Annotated in this window: 17 protein-coding genes and 2 pseudogenes; 16 read left to right on the top strand and 3 right to left on the bottom strand. The window is 45.2% G+C overall.

All coding sequences use genetic code 11. The features are described 5' to 3' along the window. Window positions 1-156: 156 nt before the first annotated feature. The 3 genes and pseudogenes from rlmD to MMY81_RS26190 all read left to right on the top strand — a co-directional run bounded on the left by rlmD (window position 157) and on the right by MMY81_RS26190 (window position 2760). Window positions 157-1541 (top strand): annotated as a pseudogene (rlmD, locus tag MMY81_RS26200) (23S rRNA (uracil(1939)-C(5))-methyltransferase RlmD). 99 nt (window positions 1542-1640) lie between these two features. Then, window positions 1641-2261: a hypothetical protein gene (locus MMY81_RS26195; RefSeq protein WP_252315112.1), complete on the top strand. Its 621-nt coding sequence runs from the start codon at window positions 1641-1643 to the stop codon at window positions 2259-2261. 22 nt (window positions 2262-2283) lie between these two features. Further along, entirely contained in the window at window positions 2284-2760 is a 477-nt protein-coding gene (locus tag MMY81_RS26190) for a DUF4268 domain-containing protein (protein WP_308215494.1), read from the top strand. 162 nt (window positions 2761-2922) lie between these two features. On the opposite strand, the gene MMY81_RS26185 is transcribed toward MMY81_RS26190, so the two are convergent. The 3 genes from MMY81_RS26185 to MMY81_RS26175 form a co-directional block, all read right to left on the bottom strand. After that, on the bottom strand, window positions 2923-4098 hold the full coding sequence (locus MMY81_RS26185) for a DUF4317 family protein (protein WP_252315110.1): 1176 nt from the start codon (window positions 4096-4098) through the stop codon (window positions 2923-2925). A 169-nt stretch (window positions 4099-4267) separates the two neighbouring features. Beyond that, window positions 4268-4969: a C40 family peptidase gene (locus tag MMY81_RS26180; protein WP_252315109.1), complete on the bottom strand. Its 702-nt coding sequence runs from the start codon at window positions 4967-4969 to the stop codon at window positions 4268-4270. A gap of 198 nt (window positions 4970-5167) precedes the next feature. After that, window positions 5168-6730, bottom strand: a complete 1563-nt coding sequence (locus MMY81_RS26175) for a BCCT family transporter (protein WP_252315108.1) — start codon at window positions 6728-6730, stop codon at window positions 5168-5170. Window positions 6731-6940: 210 nt separating this feature from the next. On the opposite strand from MMY81_RS26175, the gene MMY81_RS26170 reads away from it, so the two are divergent. From MMY81_RS26170 to MMY81_RS26110, 13 genes and pseudogenes are all read left to right on the top strand, one after another. Next, window positions 6941-7189, top strand: coding sequence for a hypothetical protein (locus tag MMY81_RS26170; protein ID WP_252315107.1), 249 nt, complete (start codon window positions 6941-6943; stop codon window positions 7187-7189). A gap of 146 nt (window positions 7190-7335) precedes the next feature. Beyond that, window positions 7336-8780: pseudogene (locus MMY81_RS26165) on the top strand (DEAD/DEAH box helicase). 83 nt (window positions 8781-8863) lie between these two features. After that, window positions 8864-10348 (top strand): NAD(P)H-binding protein, encoded by a 1485-nt coding sequence (locus MMY81_RS26160; protein WP_252315106.1) that lies wholly within the window; start codon window positions 8864-8866, stop codon window positions 10346-10348. Window positions 10349-10468: 120 nt separating this feature from the next. Further along, window positions 10469-11209, top strand: a complete 741-nt coding sequence (locus tag MMY81_RS26155; RefSeq protein WP_308215489.1) for an SDR family oxidoreductase — start codon at window positions 10469-10471, stop codon at window positions 11207-11209. A gap of 114 nt (window positions 11210-11323) precedes the next feature. After that, window positions 11324-11803, top strand: coding sequence for a DUF6773 family protein (locus tag MMY81_RS26150; protein WP_252315105.1), 480 nt, complete (start codon window positions 11324-11326; stop codon window positions 11801-11803). A gap of 21 nt (window positions 11804-11824) precedes the next feature. After that, window positions 11825-12022, top strand: coding sequence for a helix-turn-helix transcriptional regulator (locus MMY81_RS26145; RefSeq protein ID WP_252315104.1), 198 nt, complete (start codon window positions 11825-11827; stop codon window positions 12020-12022). A gap of 84 nt (window positions 12023-12106) precedes the next feature. Continuing rightward, the gene (gene motA / locus MMY81_RS26140) at window positions 12107-12916 is read left to right on the top strand and encodes a flagellar motor stator protein MotA (RefSeq protein ID WP_252315103.1); all 810 of its coding nucleotides are present in this window, start codon (window positions 12107-12109) and stop codon (window positions 12914-12916) included. Between the two features lies 1 nt (window position 12917). Beyond that, window positions 12918-13706 carry a flagellar motor protein MotB gene (motB, locus tag MMY81_RS26135; RefSeq protein ID WP_252315102.1) on the top strand — a complete coding sequence of 263 codons (789 nt, stop codon included), beginning with the start codon at window positions 12918-12920 and terminating at the stop codon, window positions 13704-13706. A 230-nt stretch (window positions 13707-13936) separates the two neighbouring features. Beyond that, window positions 13937-14119 carry a hypothetical protein gene (locus MMY81_RS26130; RefSeq protein ID WP_120193735.1) on the top strand — a complete coding sequence of 61 codons (183 nt, stop codon included), beginning with the start codon at window positions 13937-13939 and terminating at the stop codon, window positions 14117-14119. A 25-nt stretch (window positions 14120-14144) separates the two neighbouring features. After that, window positions 14145-14411: a hypothetical protein gene (locus MMY81_RS26125; RefSeq protein WP_252315101.1), complete on the top strand. Its 267-nt coding sequence runs from the start codon at window positions 14145-14147 to the stop codon at window positions 14409-14411. Between the two features lie 103 nt (window positions 14412-14514). Next, a complete protein-coding gene (locus tag MMY81_RS26120) occupies window positions 14515-14817 on the top strand; it encodes a DUF4212 domain-containing protein (protein WP_252315100.1) in 303 nt (100 codons plus the stop codon). A 65-nt stretch (window positions 14818-14882) separates the two neighbouring features. Then, window positions 14883-16550, top strand: coding sequence for a sodium:solute symporter family protein (locus MMY81_RS26115; RefSeq protein ID WP_252315099.1), 1668 nt, complete (start codon window positions 14883-14885; stop codon window positions 16548-16550). Further along, window positions 16525-18471 (top strand): DUF294 nucleotidyltransferase-like domain-containing protein, encoded by a 1947-nt coding sequence (locus MMY81_RS26110; protein ID WP_252315098.1) that lies wholly within the window; start codon window positions 16525-16527, stop codon window positions 18469-18471. The genes MMY81_RS26115 and MMY81_RS26110 overlap by 26 nt, the downstream gene beginning before the upstream one ends. Window positions 18472-18502 lie beyond the last annotated feature (31 nt).

Below are 18502 nucleotides of genomic sequence, written 5' to 3'. Positions count from 1 at the left end.
ATGTACCGTCCTTTCTGTAGAAAGATCTCTCTATTTATCCTACCGCAGCTTGTTTCAAAAGAGAAGGCCGGGTATAAAGAACACAAACAAATCCAAACGGAAAAAAGATATGATACAATCTGTAAAGAATATAGGACTAATGAGTGGAGGCATCACATGACAAACGAGCTGCCCGTACAGAAAAACGAGACAATTACGGCAACTATAGAAGACCTGACCCATGAAGGCGCAGGCGTCGCAAAGGTGGATGGATATACATTATTTGTGCCAAACAGCCTGCCCGGCGAAACCGCTGAAATCAAAGTGATCAAAACGAAAAAAGGCTACGGCTTCGGCCGTCTGCTTAATATTATTCAAGAAAGTCCGGACCGGGTGGAACCTCCCTGTCCGATCTATAAACTCTGCGGCGGATGCCAGCTGCAGCACATGAGCTACGGCGGCCAGAAGCAGTATAAGCAAAACAGGTGGTGGAAGCATTAAGCCGGCTTGGCGGTCTTTCTTACGTAACTGTTCACCCAACGCTTGGTATGGAAGAACCCTGGCATTACCGCAACAAAGCGCAGGTGCCGATTGGAACAAAGCCGGACGGCCACTTAAAAGCCGGCTTTTACCAGCAGCGCTCCCACCGGATTATGGATATGGACGCCTGTATTATTCAACAGGAAAGCAACGATCAGGCCGTGCAGACAGTGAAGAATATCGCCGATGAGCTCGGAATTACGTCTTACAACGAAGACAAACACCGCGGTATGCTCCGCCATGTAGTGGCCCGTTATGCCCAAACGACCGGCCAGCTGATGATCGTGCTCATTACTAAAGACGAAACCCTCTCCCATAAGAAAAAGCTGATTGAAAAAATCCGGACAGAGATACCGGAAACTGTATCCATCATCCACAACATCAACCCAAAGCGCACGAATGTGATTTTTGGAGACCAAACGAATGTGCTGTGGGGAGAGGAATACATTTACGATCATATAGGAGATATCTCGTTTGCGATTTCCGCCCGCTCGTTTTATCAGGTAAACCCGGTTCAGACGAAGGTTCTGTATGACAAGGCGCTTGAATATGCCGATCTGAAAGGCCATGAAACGGTAGTGGACGCGTACTGCGGCATTGGAACCATTTCGCTGTTTCTTGCCCAGAAAGCGAAGCACGTGCACGGCGTGGACATTGTACCGGAAGCGATTACGGATGCGAAGCGCAATGCCCGTATTAACCAATTTGAAAACGTGACGTTTGCGGTAGGAGAAGCCGAAGAAGTCGTTCCATGGTGGGCGAAGGCAAACGGTCTGCGTCCGGACGTCATGGTTGTTGATCCGCCTAGAAAAGGCTGTGACGACAAGCTGCTTGACATGATGCTCGAAACGAGCCCCGAACGGATCGTCTACGTATCCTGTAACCCGGCCACACTGGCCCGGGACCTGAAGTATCTAACAGAAAGCGGAGCGTATGAAGTTAAGGAAGTACAGCCTGTGGATATGTTCCCACAGACCACGCATGTAGAGTGTGTGGCGTCCATTTCAAGAATAGATAAGTAGGTAAAGCAAAGAATTTTCACCCATTAATTTCTCGATATTATTTTTAAAGAGAGCATGGCGGAAATTCTTTTTTTGTAGAAATGAAAAAGGAGAGGTTCAATGTTTCTAATAGACAGAGAAAAAAATGAGGCTGTATCCATCAACAAAAAAACTTTTCAGGAATTAGAATTCAAGGAACGACAGCACCTGCAGGAATGGGTATGTAAGAATACAGATATTCTTGGAGAACAATTACTTATTATTCAAAAGGAATTCAGTGGTTTTGATGATACAAAAGAAAGACTCGATCTATTGGCAATCGATAAGATGGGAAATCTTGTTATTATTGAAAATAAGCTGGACGACAGTGGTAAAGATGTCGTATGGCAGTCTTTAAAATATGCCTCCTATTGTTCCGGTCTGACTAAAAACGATATTAGAGATATTTTTCAAAGATACCTGGACGGGCAGGGCAGGAACGAACTGGCAGAGGAAGTATTAGGTGAATTTCTTGAAATTGAGGATTTCAGTGAGGTAGAGCTCAACAATGAAGACCAAAGGATTATTATGATTGCTGCACATTTTAGAAAAGAAGTAACTTCTACAGCGATGTGGCTTTTGGATCACCATATTAAAATCAAATGTATTACCGTTACACCTTATGAATTAAACGGCCAGATTCTTCTCGAGACGGAACAGATTATTCCAGTAGTGAATGCCGAAGAATATTTGAAAAAATAGCAAATAAAAAAAAGAAGAAGTAATCAATAAAGAAAAGAAACAAACAAGACATACCATACGAATTAATTTCTGGACACGCCTGCTGGAGGAAATGAATGAGAAGTCGGATCTATTTAAAAACGTTAACCCTTCAAAAGATAACTGGCTTAACTGCGGAAGCGGTTATGGAGGGGTAACCTATACATTTGTTATTACAGGAAATTTCGCAAGGGTGGAACTATTGATAAATCGTGGACTGCAGGAAGAAAATAAAGAACTTTTTGATAGAATTTTAGACCGTAAAGATGAAATAGAGTCTTCATTCGGAAACCAGCTTGACTGGCAGAGGCTGGAAAATGGGAAAGGCAGCCGGATCGCTTACTGGTTAAGAGATGTGAATGTCTTTAACGAAGAAGACTGGGATAAAATGATATCTTTTATGACGAATAATATGGTCAAACTGAGAAATTCTTTAAAAGAAGTTCTAAGTGATGTAATCACTAAACAGTCACGTTTATAAATAAGACGGCGGACTCCTGCAGAACAGCCATCGGTGAAGATAAAAGAGCGCACTTTTCTTTTAGCTGAGGCATGGCCTGCGGAAAGACGCCGTCTTAATAAAAAATGAAATATTCTCATCCAAACAAAAAGAAGAAGCCTCCAGGGCCTCTTCTTTTTTTATTTACAATTCATCTTCTCCAAACGCCTCCGGCAGCATTTTAAAGCCTTCGATTTCGGCGTCTTCTTCGATTTCAATCATAATGCAGCGTTTGCCTTTATAGTTTACCTGTTTCACAAACTGCAGGTCCTGCGGGCTGATGGATATGTTGGCGACTTTCGTATTAATCTTAATGGACTTGGATTTGTATTTTGGAATCACGCTGGTTGCTTTTAATTCATAGGATTCCTCGTTTGTGAAGCGCTCGAAGGATGATTTGATCTGCTCATCTTCGACCTGTTCGCCGCTTTGGGCGAGCACGCGGCCGACGTCTTTATAGTCGAGCATAGGCGCTGTATCTTCTTCATTTTCTTCGACCACACGGTTGATTTCTTCATATACCGCGGCAAGGGTAGATGGATTAAGCTGGTCGCCTACCACGTCTTTAATAACCTCTTCAAACACGGCTTTGTCTTCCTGCGCGGTCATAATATCCTGGCCGTTCAGTACTTCCTCAATAAAACGATAGTCCGGCTCATGTGCTTTGCCGGCTGCATAGAGAACATGATTCACGTCGGAGACACCGTCGGTAATCGCCGGAAACAGAAAGCCGGCCATTGGATGTTTTAAATCAATAATGGGATCGGTTTCGATTTTGTATTTGAATTCCTTTTCAATGTAGTTCAAAATGAATCTCTTTCTTCGGCTCTTCGGTTTTATTGATACTGCAGATAATAAAGGATTGGAATAAACAGTATCACGGATATTTTCTTCATTTTCTCCGCTTTCCCGCCGGGTTGGTTTCATATATTCGGCGCGGATAAACGAAATGACAATATCTTTTTCATACGGATGATCAGTCAGGATCTTGTTTGTGATCGCAAGCATTTCCTGCTTCCAATCCTCTACATTGCTGCTGAGAAGGGCTTTATGTAGAATCAGCTGGCTGGAGTTTTCTGCTTCCCGGTCAAATTTCACGTCGAACAGCTTTTCATCCATCTGGCCGCCGAGCAGCTTTTTAAAATGGGCGATAAACAGCTCCTGCTGGTCGCTGTCTAGCATGTGAAACGGCTGGCTCTGCTGATGATAAATTTCTGTCGTTTCTTTCATGACGTATACGTTAAATATATCGGAAATCTTTAATAGATCATTGTCTACTTTGAGCTGCCGGCGAATCGCGGCAATATCTTTTTTATCCATAGCTGTCCACTCCCGGGTGATGTAGTTTACGTTTGGAAACTCTGTCAGTATACCATTTTGACACAGAGAGAGGGCGTTTGTGAATATGCATATCGGCCCGGGCTTTGAAAAAACCATAAAAAAAGAACCGATCAGAATTATCTCCCGCCGGTTCTTTACAAACACTTTATTACATCTCTTTCGCTCCAAGGTACCTTGATTTCCAGTAGCTGTTGTCCATGTCCGTTACGGTAACTCCAGTCGATGAACCGGCATGAACAAATTTATTATCACCCGCATAAATACCAACGTGAGACGGTCCGGTTCTAGTTTCAAAAAAGACGAGGTCACCTTTTTCCGGTTTGTCCACGCTCGTACCCGCCTTCCACATCTGTGCGGCAGTGCGGGGAAGATCCTTGCCATGTTCGGCAAAGACGCTTTGCATCAGGCCGCTGCAGTCAAAGCCTTTTCTGGTCGTGCCTCCCCATAGATAAGGCACTCCCATGTGGCGCTTAGCTGACGAAATCAGGCTGTCCGCATCATCGGAAGATGAGGTAGAGGCCTGGGCTGCCTGCGCCGGTACAGTGGTTGAAGCGCCAGCAACGACAGAAGATCCGGCAAGGCCTAAAGAACCAAGCGTCTGCGGACCGGCCACTCCATAGAAATTCCCGTTTGGGTTTGAAATACTATTGGAGAGCTGATAGTCACGAACTGCCTGAAGCGTTTTGGAACCGAAGATGCCGTCAATGTTGGAAGCCGGATTGAATCCCTGATCAGTCAGCGTCTGCTGAAGCTGTTCGACGAAACTGCTGCGGCTGCCTATTTTCATGGAAGAAACGGCATTGCCCGGCTGCGGTAGGGAGAATCCGTTCATAGCTATATTGTTTATCATGGAATTCCTGCCTTTCATTATGTATCGGAATTGAAGCTATGTAAGTAAAGCGGATGGGCTTTTAGAAAAATAAAAGTGTGCCATAAAATGTTTCATTTCTCCTATAGTATCGGCAGGAAATAGAAAAGGTTAAGCGGATAAGCGAAAAATAATTTGTTTAAAAAAAAGAAGCCCCCTCATAAAAGGAGGCTGCTGCTTCTATTTTTTCCGCACATTGTTAATCCAGGCTTCATCCTGATTCATCATTTTAATGGCTGCATAGATCAGCATAAACTGTATAATAATAATCGGCAGTCCCATTAAACCGGCTACCACTTCAAGTGGTGCCAGGCCGCCGGCTCTCATTAAAACAAGCGCAAGCGCCGTAATAATGAAGGCAACGACAATTCGCAGAAATTTAGATGGTTCATTTTTGCTCATATCTTCTGTGCTTGTATAGGCTGCGATTGTATACGTCGTCGAGTCGAGCGTAGTGGTTAAGAAAACCATCGCGACAATCATAAAGACGATAAGAGAGAGTGCGGGCAGCGGCAGAGATGATAAAATGGCCGGAATTGCTGCCATCGGCTCGCCGTTGTTTACGATCTCCAACACGTTAACGTCTCCGTTAATATAACGGTGCACGCCGAGTCCTCCGAGGATACCGGTGGCTACCCATGATAAGAGGGTAGGCGCGAGCAGATACGTTAATATCATTTCTTTCACCGTGCGGCCTTTTGATATTTTTGCGGCAAATACGCTGTGGAGCATAGCCCAGGTTGCGCTGTAGGCAAACCAGAACACTGTATTCGTCTGAATATGGCTGGCTCCTCCATCAGCTAGCGATTCGGTCATAAAGCTCATTCCTACATAGTTGTTTAAGAGAAAGCCAAACGTTTCGGTGAAAAAATTAAGAATGAATACGCCGGGTCCGGCGATCAAAATAAAAATACCGAAAGCTCCTGCTAAATACATATTAAAGGTACTCAGACGCTTGATCCCTTTGTCGATACCGACATACGCGCTGACAGAGAACATAAACACCCAGACGATAGTGACGGCAAGCGTAAGGCCGAATGTTACTTCCATGTTAAACAGCTCGGCGAAGTTATACGTGACAATCGGAGCACCGAGTCCAAGCGTTACGGCCGCGCCGGCCAAAATGCTGATAAGAAAAATAATATCCAAAAACTTTCCTTTAGGGCCATCGGTAAAAGCATCACCGAAAATACTGCGGAATGCTTCAGAAATTCTCATCAGCGGCCGCTTTCTAACATGCAGGACATAGGCCATCGCCGGAGCAATCATAACGAAGATGGCAAACACCTGAAAGCTCCACATAAACATAGCATACGAGTTCCCCCATAAAAGAGAGGCCGAAGACTGCGCTTCTACGCCGGCCGGCGGGTCGTTGGCGACGGAGGCCCATTCGAGCATACCGGTTCTCATTAATGTAGAGCCGACTCCCATAGCAATCAGGATAGAGGCATATTCAAATAGTGAAAATCTGGGCTTTTCCGCCGGATCTCCAAGAACGACCTGGCCGTATTTGGAAAAGGATAAATAAAGGCCGGCAGCTACCAGAATGACGGCATACCAGAGATATCCCCAGCTGAATACATTAACAATTGAATCAAATACAGGATTTAATACGTTTAAAGCCGCGTCCCCGTTTGCTGCGAAAAGAACGCTGATCGCAATAATAACAATCAGGGCGGGAAGAAAAATTTTGTAATCGATCAACGCCAGTTTGCTTTTTTTCTGATCGACTTTTGGTTCCATATCATACACTCCCTTTTAACTATTAACTAATTCTGACCCGGTTTGTTTCCAGTTGATTTGGAACAGGTGCATCCTCACCTCATACCCTGCTCGGCAATAAAATATGCATATGAAATGCTTTTTATTAAGAAATAGGGAGAAGGTAGCACAATAAGGATTCAGAAAGCCGGACAAAGGGAACGTAAATAAAAAGCAGAAGGAGTGGATACTATGGCAGAAATTATTTTTTCTTCTATTCAGGGAAGTCACGAAACGAAAAGCGATCAGGGGCATAAAATAAATTACGACGTAACTATTCTTTATGACAGAGAAGAGCCGGCCTACACTATTCAATATGAAACGAAAGACCGGATGGTACCTCAGGCGGATACCATAAAGTTTGAAAATGGAAGTACGGTAGTTGAAGACGGCCAGAACGTGTTCCGGCTCGATAAAGAAGAAGAGCAGGAGGAAGAATAAGCGTTCTATTTAAACTGGTTGTATAGAACAAAAAGGCAGGAGCCGCTCCTGTCTTTTTTGCTGATTTTTTCCCTATTATATATAGAACCATGTATGATTAAGTGCAGGATAGAACCAAACGAAATTTATAAATAAAAAGGATTGTGTTGGAAATGAATTCATTTACGCAGTATGAACTACAGGAGGATATCCTCCGGGCCCTTGATATGCTTGGCTACAAGGAGCCGACCAATGTCCAGCAGAAAGTGATTCCGAAAGCTTTGGAAGGGCAGGATGTCATTGTGAAAGCCAGGACCGGAAGCGGGAAAACAGCAGCATTCGGCATTCCCCTCTGTGAGCTGGTGGACTGGGAGGAAAACAAACCGCAGGCGCTTGTGCTTACCCGACCCGTGAACTGGCCGCGCAGGTAAAAGATGATATTATTCATATCGGCCGTTTTAAACGGATTAATGCGGTAGCCCTCTACGGCAAGCAGCCTTTTGCCAAACAAAAAAATGAACTAAAACAAAAATCACATATGGTAGTCGGCACCCCCGGCCGCGTGCTTGACCACATCGAAAAAGGCACACTGTCTCTTGAAAAAGTAAAGTATCTTGTTATTGATGAAGCTGATGAAATGCTCCATATGGGCTTTTTGGAGCAGGTGGAATCGATTATCGACCGGGTGCCAAAACAGCGGAAGACGATGCTCTTTTCTGCTACGCTGCCGGCAAATATTGAAAAACTGGGACGTAAGTATATGATCGACCCGGATTATCTGGAAGTAGCCCCGGAGCCCGAATCCGCGAAGTCGATCACTCATTACCGGCTCGACAGCATTCCAGAGAAAAAGCTGGAAACGCTCCACAAAGCGGCCGTGGTGGAAAATCCGGAAACATGCGTAATTTTCTGCAATACTCAGGCTGAAGTGGAGCGTGTATTTTCCTATATTAAGCAAAAAGGCTATCCGTGCGATAAGCTGCACGGCGGTATGATTCAGGAAGACCGCTTTGACGTGATGGACGATTTTAAAAAGGGTCTTTTCCGTTATTTGGTAGCTACCGATGTAGCTGCAAGAGGAATCGATGTAGAGAACGTTACTCATGTAATAAGCTTTGACGTGCCAAAAGAACAGGAAAGCTACGTGCACCGGACCGGACGGACCGGCCGGGCCGGACGAAGCGGTACGGCCATAATCATTGCAGGGCCGAGGGATGAACGCTATATCAAGTTTATTGAAGACTATATCGGCTTTTCTATTGAAAAAAGAGCGGTGCCGGCCGAACAGAAAGTTACCCGGGCCCTGCCTGCTTTCAAGAAGAGCCTGCAGCAGAAGCCTGAACGTAAAGCCGGTAAAGGGGAACAGATGAACCAGGATATACTGAAGCTGTATATCAATGGAGGAAAGAAAAAGAAAATCCGTGCCGTTGATTTTGTCGGTACCATTTCCAATATTGAAGGCGTGTCTGCAGAGGATATTGGCATTATTTCCATTCAGGAGCAGTCTTCCTATGTAGATATTTTAAACGGAAAAGGCATGCTGGTTCTGGAGGCTCTCCGTCAGACCACAATCAAAGGCAAAAACCTGAAAGTCCACATCGCCAAGAAGTAGCGTCAGCCATGAGTTAGTTCTGCTCCAAAAAAGGGTACTTAATAAATAACATAATAAAATTTAGTATACTGGAGTGAATGGTAATGGTTGAGACTCAACAAACAAAGCGTCCAAAAATTGCTTTAACCGGAGCAAGCGGCTACATTGGCAGAAATTTAATGAATAAACTCACCGAGCATGCCGATGTTATCGCCTTATCGCGTAACGGTGATAAATACGACAATACAGAACATGTGGAATGGCGTTCCTGTGACGTGTTCTCCATGGCTGATGCAGAAAAAGCATTAAAAGGAGCCGATTATGCTTTTTATCTGGTTCACTCCATGATGCCTTCCGCTAAACTTACACAGGGTACGTTTGAAGATATGGATATTATACTCGCGGATAACTTCGCCCAGGCAGCCAAGAAGAACGGGGTCAAGCAGATTGTTTATTTGAGCGGACTGATGCCGGAAGCAAAGCAGCTGTCCAGGCATTTAAAGAGCCGGCTTGAAGTAGAAAAGGTGCTGAGCGCTTACGGTATTCCCGTAACAACGATACGCGCGGGGCTGATCGTAGGGCCGCAGGGGTCTTCTTTTCCGATTCTGCAGCGTCTGGTCAAACGTCTGCCTTATATGATTCTCCCGAAGTGGACGAATACAAAAACGCAGCCAATTGCGCTTCCGGACGTATTAAATGCGCTTGATAAAAGTGTAGGAAATGAGTCTGTCTTTGGAAAAGCCATTGATGTGGGAGGGCCGGAAGTTCTCACTTACAAAATTATGATGAAGCAGACAGCAGAGGTCCTCAATAAAGAGCGTAAGTTTTATAATGTGCCTTTTTTCACCGTGAAACTATCCCGGCTCTGGGTCAGCTTAACAACACAGACGCCAAAGGAAATGGTGTATCCGCTGATTGAAAGTCTTGTTCACCCGATGGTTGTCAGTAAAGAGCGGGTTATCGAAGGTATCAGCGATGGTAAAATTACGTTTAAAGAAGCTGCGCTGAACTCGATCCGCGAAGAAGAGCAGAAAATGGAAGAACAGGAAGAAAAGAAAAAAAAGCAGGGGTCCAATCCTCCCAAGCCGCAAAAGCCGGAAGTTGAGGCCAACGTCCGTTCCGTGCAGCGCGTGCCGATGCCGGATGGAAAAACAGCCCAGTGGGTGGCCCAGCATTATGTAGAATGGCTTCCCGGATTGTTTAATCCGTTTCTGCGGGCAAAATGCGATGACCCGAGCAGCTGTGAGCTTTATCCAAAGTTTGGAAAGACACCGCTTCTTATTTTATCGCTCTCCGAAGAGCGGAGCACAAAAGACAGAGCGCTTTATTATATTACAGGCGGAGCTTTTGCGAAGACAAAAGACGGCAACCGCGGCCGTCTGGAATTCAGGCACATTCCCGGAACAAATGAATGTATCGTAGCTATTCATGATTATATGCCTTCCCTGCCATGGTTTGTTTATCAGTACACTCAGGCAAGAATGCACATATGGGTCATGTTCAGCTACAAAAAGCATTTGGAGCGCTATATTAAGCGCGAAAGTAAAAAAGAAAAAACCACTGTTTCCTCATCCGAAGCAAGAGCGTAAATGCTCTTGCTTTTATTTTTGCCTATGAGGGGGTGCGGGTATTAAATCTTGTATTTGTAAAATAGAGTCTTTTAAAGGTAGAATAAGAACACAGTTACCAAATTGGGAGGGTGTCGCTATATGGCTATGGAAGGAAAAGTTATTGTTATTACAGGAGCAAGCAGCGGAATCGGGGAAGCTGCGGCAAGAGAACTTGCGGCGAAGGGAGCCTATGTGGTTCTGGGAGCCCGCAGGGAAGAACGCCTGGAACTGCTCAAGCAGACGATCGAACATGAAGGCGGCACAGCCATCTACAAAACGACGGATGTAACGAAGCGCGAAGACGTGGAAGCTCTTGTAAACGAAGCGGTTCAGGCTTACGGCCGCATTGATGTAATGATTAATAATGCAGGCATCTCGCTTGCTTCCAATATGAGCAAAGCAAAGGTCAGCGAATGGGACAGTATGATTGATGTTAACCTAAAAGGTGTCTTATACGGTATCGCTGCCGCGCTGCCTCCAATGCTGAAGCAGAAAGAAGGCCACATTATCTCTATTTCTTCAGAGGAAGGCCATGAAACAGCGACATCCAACGTAGTATATTCTGCCACGAAAAAAGCAGTACGTGTCGTAATGGACGGCCTTCGTAAAGAAGTGCAGCCGGAAGATAATATTAAAGCAACGACGATTTCACCGGGAGTGGTAGCAACAGAATTAACCGACCACTTAACAGATGAGGATCTGCTGAACATGATGGATACGTATATTGTCGGTCCGTCTCTATACCCTGAAGATGTAGCGAATGCAATTACGTACGTTCTCGAACAGCCTGAACATGTAGCAGTTAACGAAATGCTCGTTCGTCCAAAGCCCCACGAATAAAAAAATAAAGCACAGCTCAGCACTCCGGGAGAGTGCTTTTTTATATACATAATGCAATATATATATTGCATTATGTATGAAATACTATATAATTTTAAAAAAGGAGGCATTATCATGCGCTGGTTTAAACAAAAAGTGAAGGACGAATGGATTGAACAGACCAAAAATAAAATCTATAAAGAGCTTTATGTGCTGGTCGTGCTGCTGTGCATTTTTTCGATTGTTTATAAAGAAATCGTAAATCCGGAGCCATCCAATCTGCCTATAGCAGAATTACTGATTCTGGCTGGAACAGGAATATATTATACGATAAGAGGCTGGCAGTTCGGTATTTTCAGCGCAGAAAAAGAAATACATGACCGCAGCAGCCGGATTCCGATGACGGCAAAAAATTTTATTTATGCTGTTGCTGTTGGAATCGGAGTGTCTCTATATTTTGGAATTAGAAGCGCCGTTGTTTACGGAGAAGGAACGTCGCAGAGCGTGTATTATTTTTTTCTCACTTCCGCAGGAAGCCTGATGATATATATTCCAGTTATGTTTCTGCTGGCTTTTATTCCATTTATTTTTTCTAGAGAAAAGAATGTGGAATAATACGCGGGGGAAGGTGAATAAATGAAAAATTTAAAAATGAAAGCAGCACGCGCGGAAAAAGATTTATCCCAGGGAGAACTTGCAGAAAAAATAGGAGTCTCCCGGCAGACGATCGGGTTGATGGAAACAGGTAAATACAACCCGAGTCTGCAGCTGTGCCTTGCTGTCTGCCATGTGCTGTCGAAAACCCTGGATGAGCTTTTTTGGCAGGATGAATGAAAAAATTCCCTATCTTCCTTCATTTCCAGTGCGGATCTGCCGATACTAACGGTAGAGACGTCAGAGTAAAGGAATGAATAAGGCATGGATAAAACAACCATTATTGGATTAGTACTGGCACTTTCAGCACTTTTGGGCGGTATGGTGATGAAGGGCGTCCAATTAGGAGCCCTTCTGAACCCTGCAGCCATCATGATTATAATCGTCGGAACGATCGCTACGATTGTTATTGGATTTCCAACAAGTGAAATCAAAAATATTCCCAATTTGTTTAAAATTATCTTCAGCGATAAAGGCGCTCTGAGCGTAGAAGGGCTGATTCCCAAGTTTTCAGAATGGGCCCAGACGGCGAGAAGAGAAGGGCTGCTTGCGCTCGAACCGGAAGTTGATGAAATTGAAGACGAATTTCTGCGTAACGGGCTAAGTATGGTAGTTGACGGGCAGAGCTCGGATTTTATCAGGGATTTAATGACAGAAGAAGTAGAAGCCATGGAAGAACGACATAAAGTGGGGGCGAGCATATTTTCCCAGGCAGGTACATACGCCCCAACGCTTGGTGTTCTTGGAGCGGTAGTAGGATTAATTGCAGCCCTTGCTGACATGAGTGATACGGAAAAGTTAGGATATGCGATCAGCGCGGCTTTTGTTGCTACCCTGCTCGGTATTTTTACCGGATATGTGTTATGGCACCCATTTGCCAATAAGCTGAGACGCAAATCAAAAAAAGAAATAGAGATTAGAGAAGTGATGATAGAAGGTATTCTTTCGGTGCTGGAAGGCCAGCCGCCGAAAGTAATTGAAAAAAAGCTGCTGATGTATATTCCGGCAAAGAAACGTCAAAAGGTAATGGAAGATATTCAAAACGCAGAGCCGGCGGCGGGAAGAGAGGGTTAGCATGTCCAAGCGAAGGAAAAAGAATCATGACGAAGAGCATATGGGAGAGGACTGGCTCCTTCCGTATGCTGACATTCTCACCCTGCTGCTCGCTCTATTTATTGTGCTGTTTGCCTCCAGCTCTGTAGACGCAAAAAAATTCGAACAGATTTCCAATTCTTTTAACTCGGCGTTTGACGGAGGAACCGGCATTATGGACCAGCCGGAGATGGTGCCGGAAATGGAACAGCTGGCGGGTGAGGAGAGTATAGAACTGACGGAAACAGCAGAAAGCTCACCCACGGATGAAGAAGAGGAAGCTGCGGCTCTTGCTGATCAGGAAGAACTGCAGGGAATTAAGGAAAAAATTGATCAGTTTATTCAGGACAGGGGTCTGGAAGAAGAATTAAATACTAGTATTTCAGATGATGGCCTGATGCTGTCTATTGAAGATAATATTCTTTTTGACTCCGGGGAAGATGAAGTGAGAGAGGAAGCAGAAGCATTGTCTGATGATATCTCGGAGCTGCTTGTCTTAAGTCCACCCCGTAATATCGTTATCAGCGGACACACGGATAATGTGCCTATCTCCAATGCCGATTTTGAAACAAACTGGGATCTAAGCGTACTAAGAGCGGTGCACTTTATGCAGCTGCTGCTGAACAATCCGGATCTTGATCCCGCCATTTTCAGTGCAAAAGGATACGGCGAGCATAAACCGGCAGCAAGTAATGATACAGCCGAAGGACGGGCACAGAACCGGAGAGTGGAAATACTCGTGCTGCCTTTAACAGAAGACGCAGCCCCTTAATAGAAATAGAGCGGAGCCAAAAGAGGCAGCGCTCTTTTTTTAGCAGATGTTTTTTAATATTTTAGAATTTTTAAAATAAGAGTTGCGGGCAGGTGATATTTTTGGAATAATGTGTAGTATAACAAAACGCAGAAAACACCCTGCGTGAAAAACAGAAAGTAGCAGTATGATTGTTTTCATCAGACTAAACAGTCTGTATTTTGAAAGCGCGTTCAATAAGGGGGAAGGTTATGGCTGCACTTATTTTATTCTGGGTAGTTATGCTTGGAAGTCTGGCTTTAGCGTGGAAAATGAAAAAGCCGGTACTTCTGCTGATGCCATTTTTAGCGATAGGAACGTATATGGTAATGGAAATAGCTAAAGTACCGCTGCCATTCTGGGAAACGGTCCAACTAATTTTCGGCCTGAAATAATTATGTACAAAGGAGAGGGCTGGATATGGTTAAGCAGACAGGACAGAACAAACGCTGTATTCATTGCAGCAGCGAACGCACAGCAGTCATGTCGAAATGGCGCTACGTATTTTTTATGTCAACGCTTCCTGTCATAATGGCAGTGTTTCTGGGATGGTGGATGAGTTCTTTTTTCTTTATTTTCATTCCAGCTGTTATTGTGTTAAATAGCATATTGGCTTCCAAAAAGCCTCCGGTCATTATGTGCATGGACTGCAGGAAAGAAACAGGAAGAGCCGCACGCAGTGCATGATGAATTTTGAAGTCATTTTTTGAAAGCGATTACAATTAAAAAGGAGGGTCATAAAGACAAGTCGAAGAGAAAACCACTAACTCACAGAGGCGGGTGTTTATCAGTGAAGAAAGTAGAAAAAAAAGTAGCAGATGCCTATTTCAAAACAAGAACGACAATGATTGCGATCTTCTTGTTTATCGGGTTTCTTGTGTCGTTCGGTATCGTCTTTTTTGCTGAATTCTTTTCACAGTTTACATTTTTAGGCGTACAGTTTCATTACTACATGGCTTCCCAGGGAGCAGTTATTGTCTTTATTATTCTTTTATTCCTGAACGCGATTCTAAATGACCGCGTCGACAAAAAATACGGAATTGATAACGATGAAAATGTCCGGATCAGCGGTGGCAAAACGGTCGATCATTAATAAAGCAATTCGCTGCAGCATAGTAATCGTAACAGACAAACTAAACATTCTGGGGGGTCACCAGCTTGGACATGCAAACATTCGTATCGTTAGGTCTGATACTAGCTACATTTGCCCTGTATATTGCAATTGCATATTTTAACAGAGCTAAACAGACGTCTGAATTTTACGTAGCAAGCCGCGGTATTCCGGCATTCTGGAACGGGATGGCAATAGGCGGAGACTGGATGAGTGCCGCTTCATTCATTGGTATGGCAGGAACGCTGATGGCGCTTGGATATGACGGACTTGCCTACATTATGGGCTGGACAGGCGGTTATCTTCTCCTTACCTTTCTGCTGGCACCGCAGCTTCGTAAATACGGCAGATTTACGGTTCCGGAATTTATCGGGGACCGGTTTGATAGTAATACTGCCCGGCTGATTTCAGCCATTGCAACGATCATTATCAGTTTTACTTACGTTATCGGACAGCTTTCCGGTTCCGGCGTAGTTATCGGCCGGCTGTTCAGTATACCGGCAGCCTACGGGACAATTATCGGGGTTGTTATTATTGCGATTTATGCTTCCCTTGGAGGCATGAAAGGTGTTACCTGGACCCAGGTTGCACAGTATCTCATACTTATTATTGCCTATATTGTGCCAATCGTCTTTATGTCCCTGCAGATTACTGGAAACCCGCTTCCTTGGCTTACTTATGGAAACGTGGTTAATGAGATTGGCGCATTGGACAGAGAGCTTGGATTCACCGAATATTTTGCTCCCTTTTCCGAAAGCGACCGCAGTCAGTTTATTGCCCTTATGTTTACGTTAATGGTTGGAACGGCAGCGCTGCCGCACGTTATCGTCCGCTTTTATACGGTAACAACGATGAAAGCAGCCCGCTGGAGCGGCGCATGGGCCCTGCTCTTTATTGGTTTTCTTTATCTTTCAGCTCCGGCTTATGCGGCATTTTCCCGTTTTATTCTCATGACGGAGGTAGCCGGACAGCCGATTGACCAACTTCCCGGATGGACGAACAGCTGGGTGGACACGGGCCTGCTTGAAATTGCAGATACCAACGGAGATGGGATTTTGGATTGGAGTGAAATCGCTGTTGGAAACGACATGGTAGTTATGGCGACTCCGGAAATTGCGAATCTGGGCATGTTCGTTATCGGTCTCGTAGCGGCTGGTGCGATGGCCGCAGCCCTCTCAACAGCGGGCGGCCTGCTTATTACGATTTCCTCTTCTTTCGCCCATGATATTTATTACCGTCTGATGAATCCAACAGCAACAGATAAAAAGCGCTTGAATGCAGGACGAATTGCGATTGTTGCTTCTACAGTTGTAGCCGGTATTATTGCACTCGATCCTCCCGGCGTTATTACACAGATTGTAGCCTGGGCCTTCGGACTGGCCGGCGGAACATTCTTCCCGGTTCTGTTCCTCGGCGTATGGTGGAAACGCATGAACAAACAGGGCGCAATAGCCGGAATGCTCGTAGGTCTTGCTACGACGCTGACGTATATATTCCTGGCTCTTGGCGGTATTACGTTCCTGGGCATCCAGGATACAGGTGCCGGCATTATCGCCGTACCGGTCAACTTCCTGACGTGTATTATCGTGACGTTATTAACACCGGCACCTGCTCAGCATCTGCAGGATGATGTAGTGGATCTCCGCTACCCGGAACAAATGACATATAAGAACGGTGAGGTATGGATGAATGATGGAACAGAAGAAGACAAATAAAGAATATTTGGAGCAGGTTCATCTCCATCCCTTATTCAGCGGCGCACCAGCCGCTGAATTTGGTGCATTAATGGAGGCATGCAGTCTGCAGTCATTTTCTAAAAACCAGCGGATATTATACTCGCAGAGTCCGAGAGACGGACTGCTTCTGATTTTGGAAGGATTGACAGAGGTATATGTAAGCTTTTCCAAAACAAAAGAGAAAAACCAGGAAGTTCTGGAAGTATTGGAAAAAGGAGAAGTGATCGGGTTATCAAGTCTTGCTGATTTTCTGGGGGAACCGGCAGCGGAGGAAAACAATTTTACCGTTGAGGTGCGGGCGATTGAAGAGTCTGTCTGCCTGTATATCCCGTATCACGTGATGGAGAAAGTATGGCACCGTGAAGAAGTTCGTGATTTTGTCATGCGCCATGTAGCTGTAAGGCTGAGGGATATTTATGCCTCCCTTGCTGAGCAGGTTCATCTTGCTCAGAAGTGGGGAGAGAGCGATCCATTTATTCAGCGGGTGCAGGACGTAATGAATGCGCCGCCTCTAATGGTAGAGGAAAAAGAAAGCATTCAGCATACGGCAGAGAAGATGGTGGACCAGCAGGCAAGCTCGATTGTCGTGGTAAACGAAAAACAGCGCCTGCAGGGAATTATTACGGAAAAGGATTTAGTACAGCGTGTAATAGCGGCAGACAGGCAGACAGGCACCGCAGGAGACATCATGTCTTCCTCTCCTTTTACCATATCCAGGCGTGCTTATTACTATGAGGCGATGTCGAGTTTTTTAATGAACGGGATCAAGCACCTTCCCGTCGTAAATGAAGACAGCAACAGCCAGGTCGTCGGCATGATTACGTTATCGGATCTGCTTAAAAAACAGAACCGGGGCAAGTTTGACGTATTGCGGGAAATTGAGGCGTCTTCCAGTGAAAGCCTCTCTGAAGTGAAGTTTGCTATTTATGAAGTTCTCGGCCACCTGATCGATGACGGGATCCCTATTCTTCATATCATGAAAGTAGTTACCAATCTGTATGACCGTCTGATCCGGCACTGTACGGAGCTTGCGGTTGAAGAAGTGAAAGAAGAGCTGGGGGCCCCACCTTGCGGATTTGCGTTCTTCCTGATGGGAAGCGGCGGCCGGCATGAACAGTTTATGATGACGGATCAGGATCATTTTCTAGTTTATGAAGAGCCGGAAAAAGAAGAAGACCGCAAATCAAATGATGCATATTTTAAGAAACTTGGCGAGCAGATTGTTTATTGGCTGGAAACGGCCGGTTACAAACGATGTGACGGCAACATGATGGCAAGCGCCCCCGGCTGGCGGGGAACGATCGCTCACTGGGAAGACCGGATCCGGACCTGGGGACTGCGAGCGACCAATGAAAATATTCTGCTCGGCCAGAACTTTCTCGCCTTCCGCTGGATATACGGGAGCGAACAGGTTAGAGACGAGTTCGTAAAAGGGGTTTCCCGGCAGCTGGGGAAATCAAAGATATTTCTGCGGCGTGCCGCCGAGCTTGAGAAGAATGTACCGGTTCCAGTACTCGATCACCCGATTCGGGCGCTGTTTCGTGTGAAAAAAGAAGGCATGGATATAAAAAAGCAGGCATTGTTTCCGTTTCACCACTCCCTGCAGATTCTTTCAGCCGAGCACGGCATTTTAGGCGAAACACCGGAAGAAATGATCGAACAACTGAAAGATAAACGAGTGCTGGATGAACCGTTTGCCGATGAGCTGCTTTATGCTTATGAAGTGGTGCTGCATATCAGGGTCACCCAGTCATGGAGCAGGTATAAGCTCGAAGAGGAAAACTCGAGTGAGGTATCGTTCCGCCAGATGAAATCAAGAGATAAAGAAGCGTTGATACAAGCATTAAAAGCGATACGCTCTCTTCAGACAAAAGCAGTTGCCGCATTCGGGATGGCTTAATCGTATCAGGGGATGAAAAGGAGGGGAGTCT

The sequence above is a fragment of the Sinobaca sp. H24 genome (genome assembly GCF_023845525.1).
Note: the sequence above shows the minus strand (reverse complement) of the source record. Positions and strands in the feature narration are given on the sequence as shown.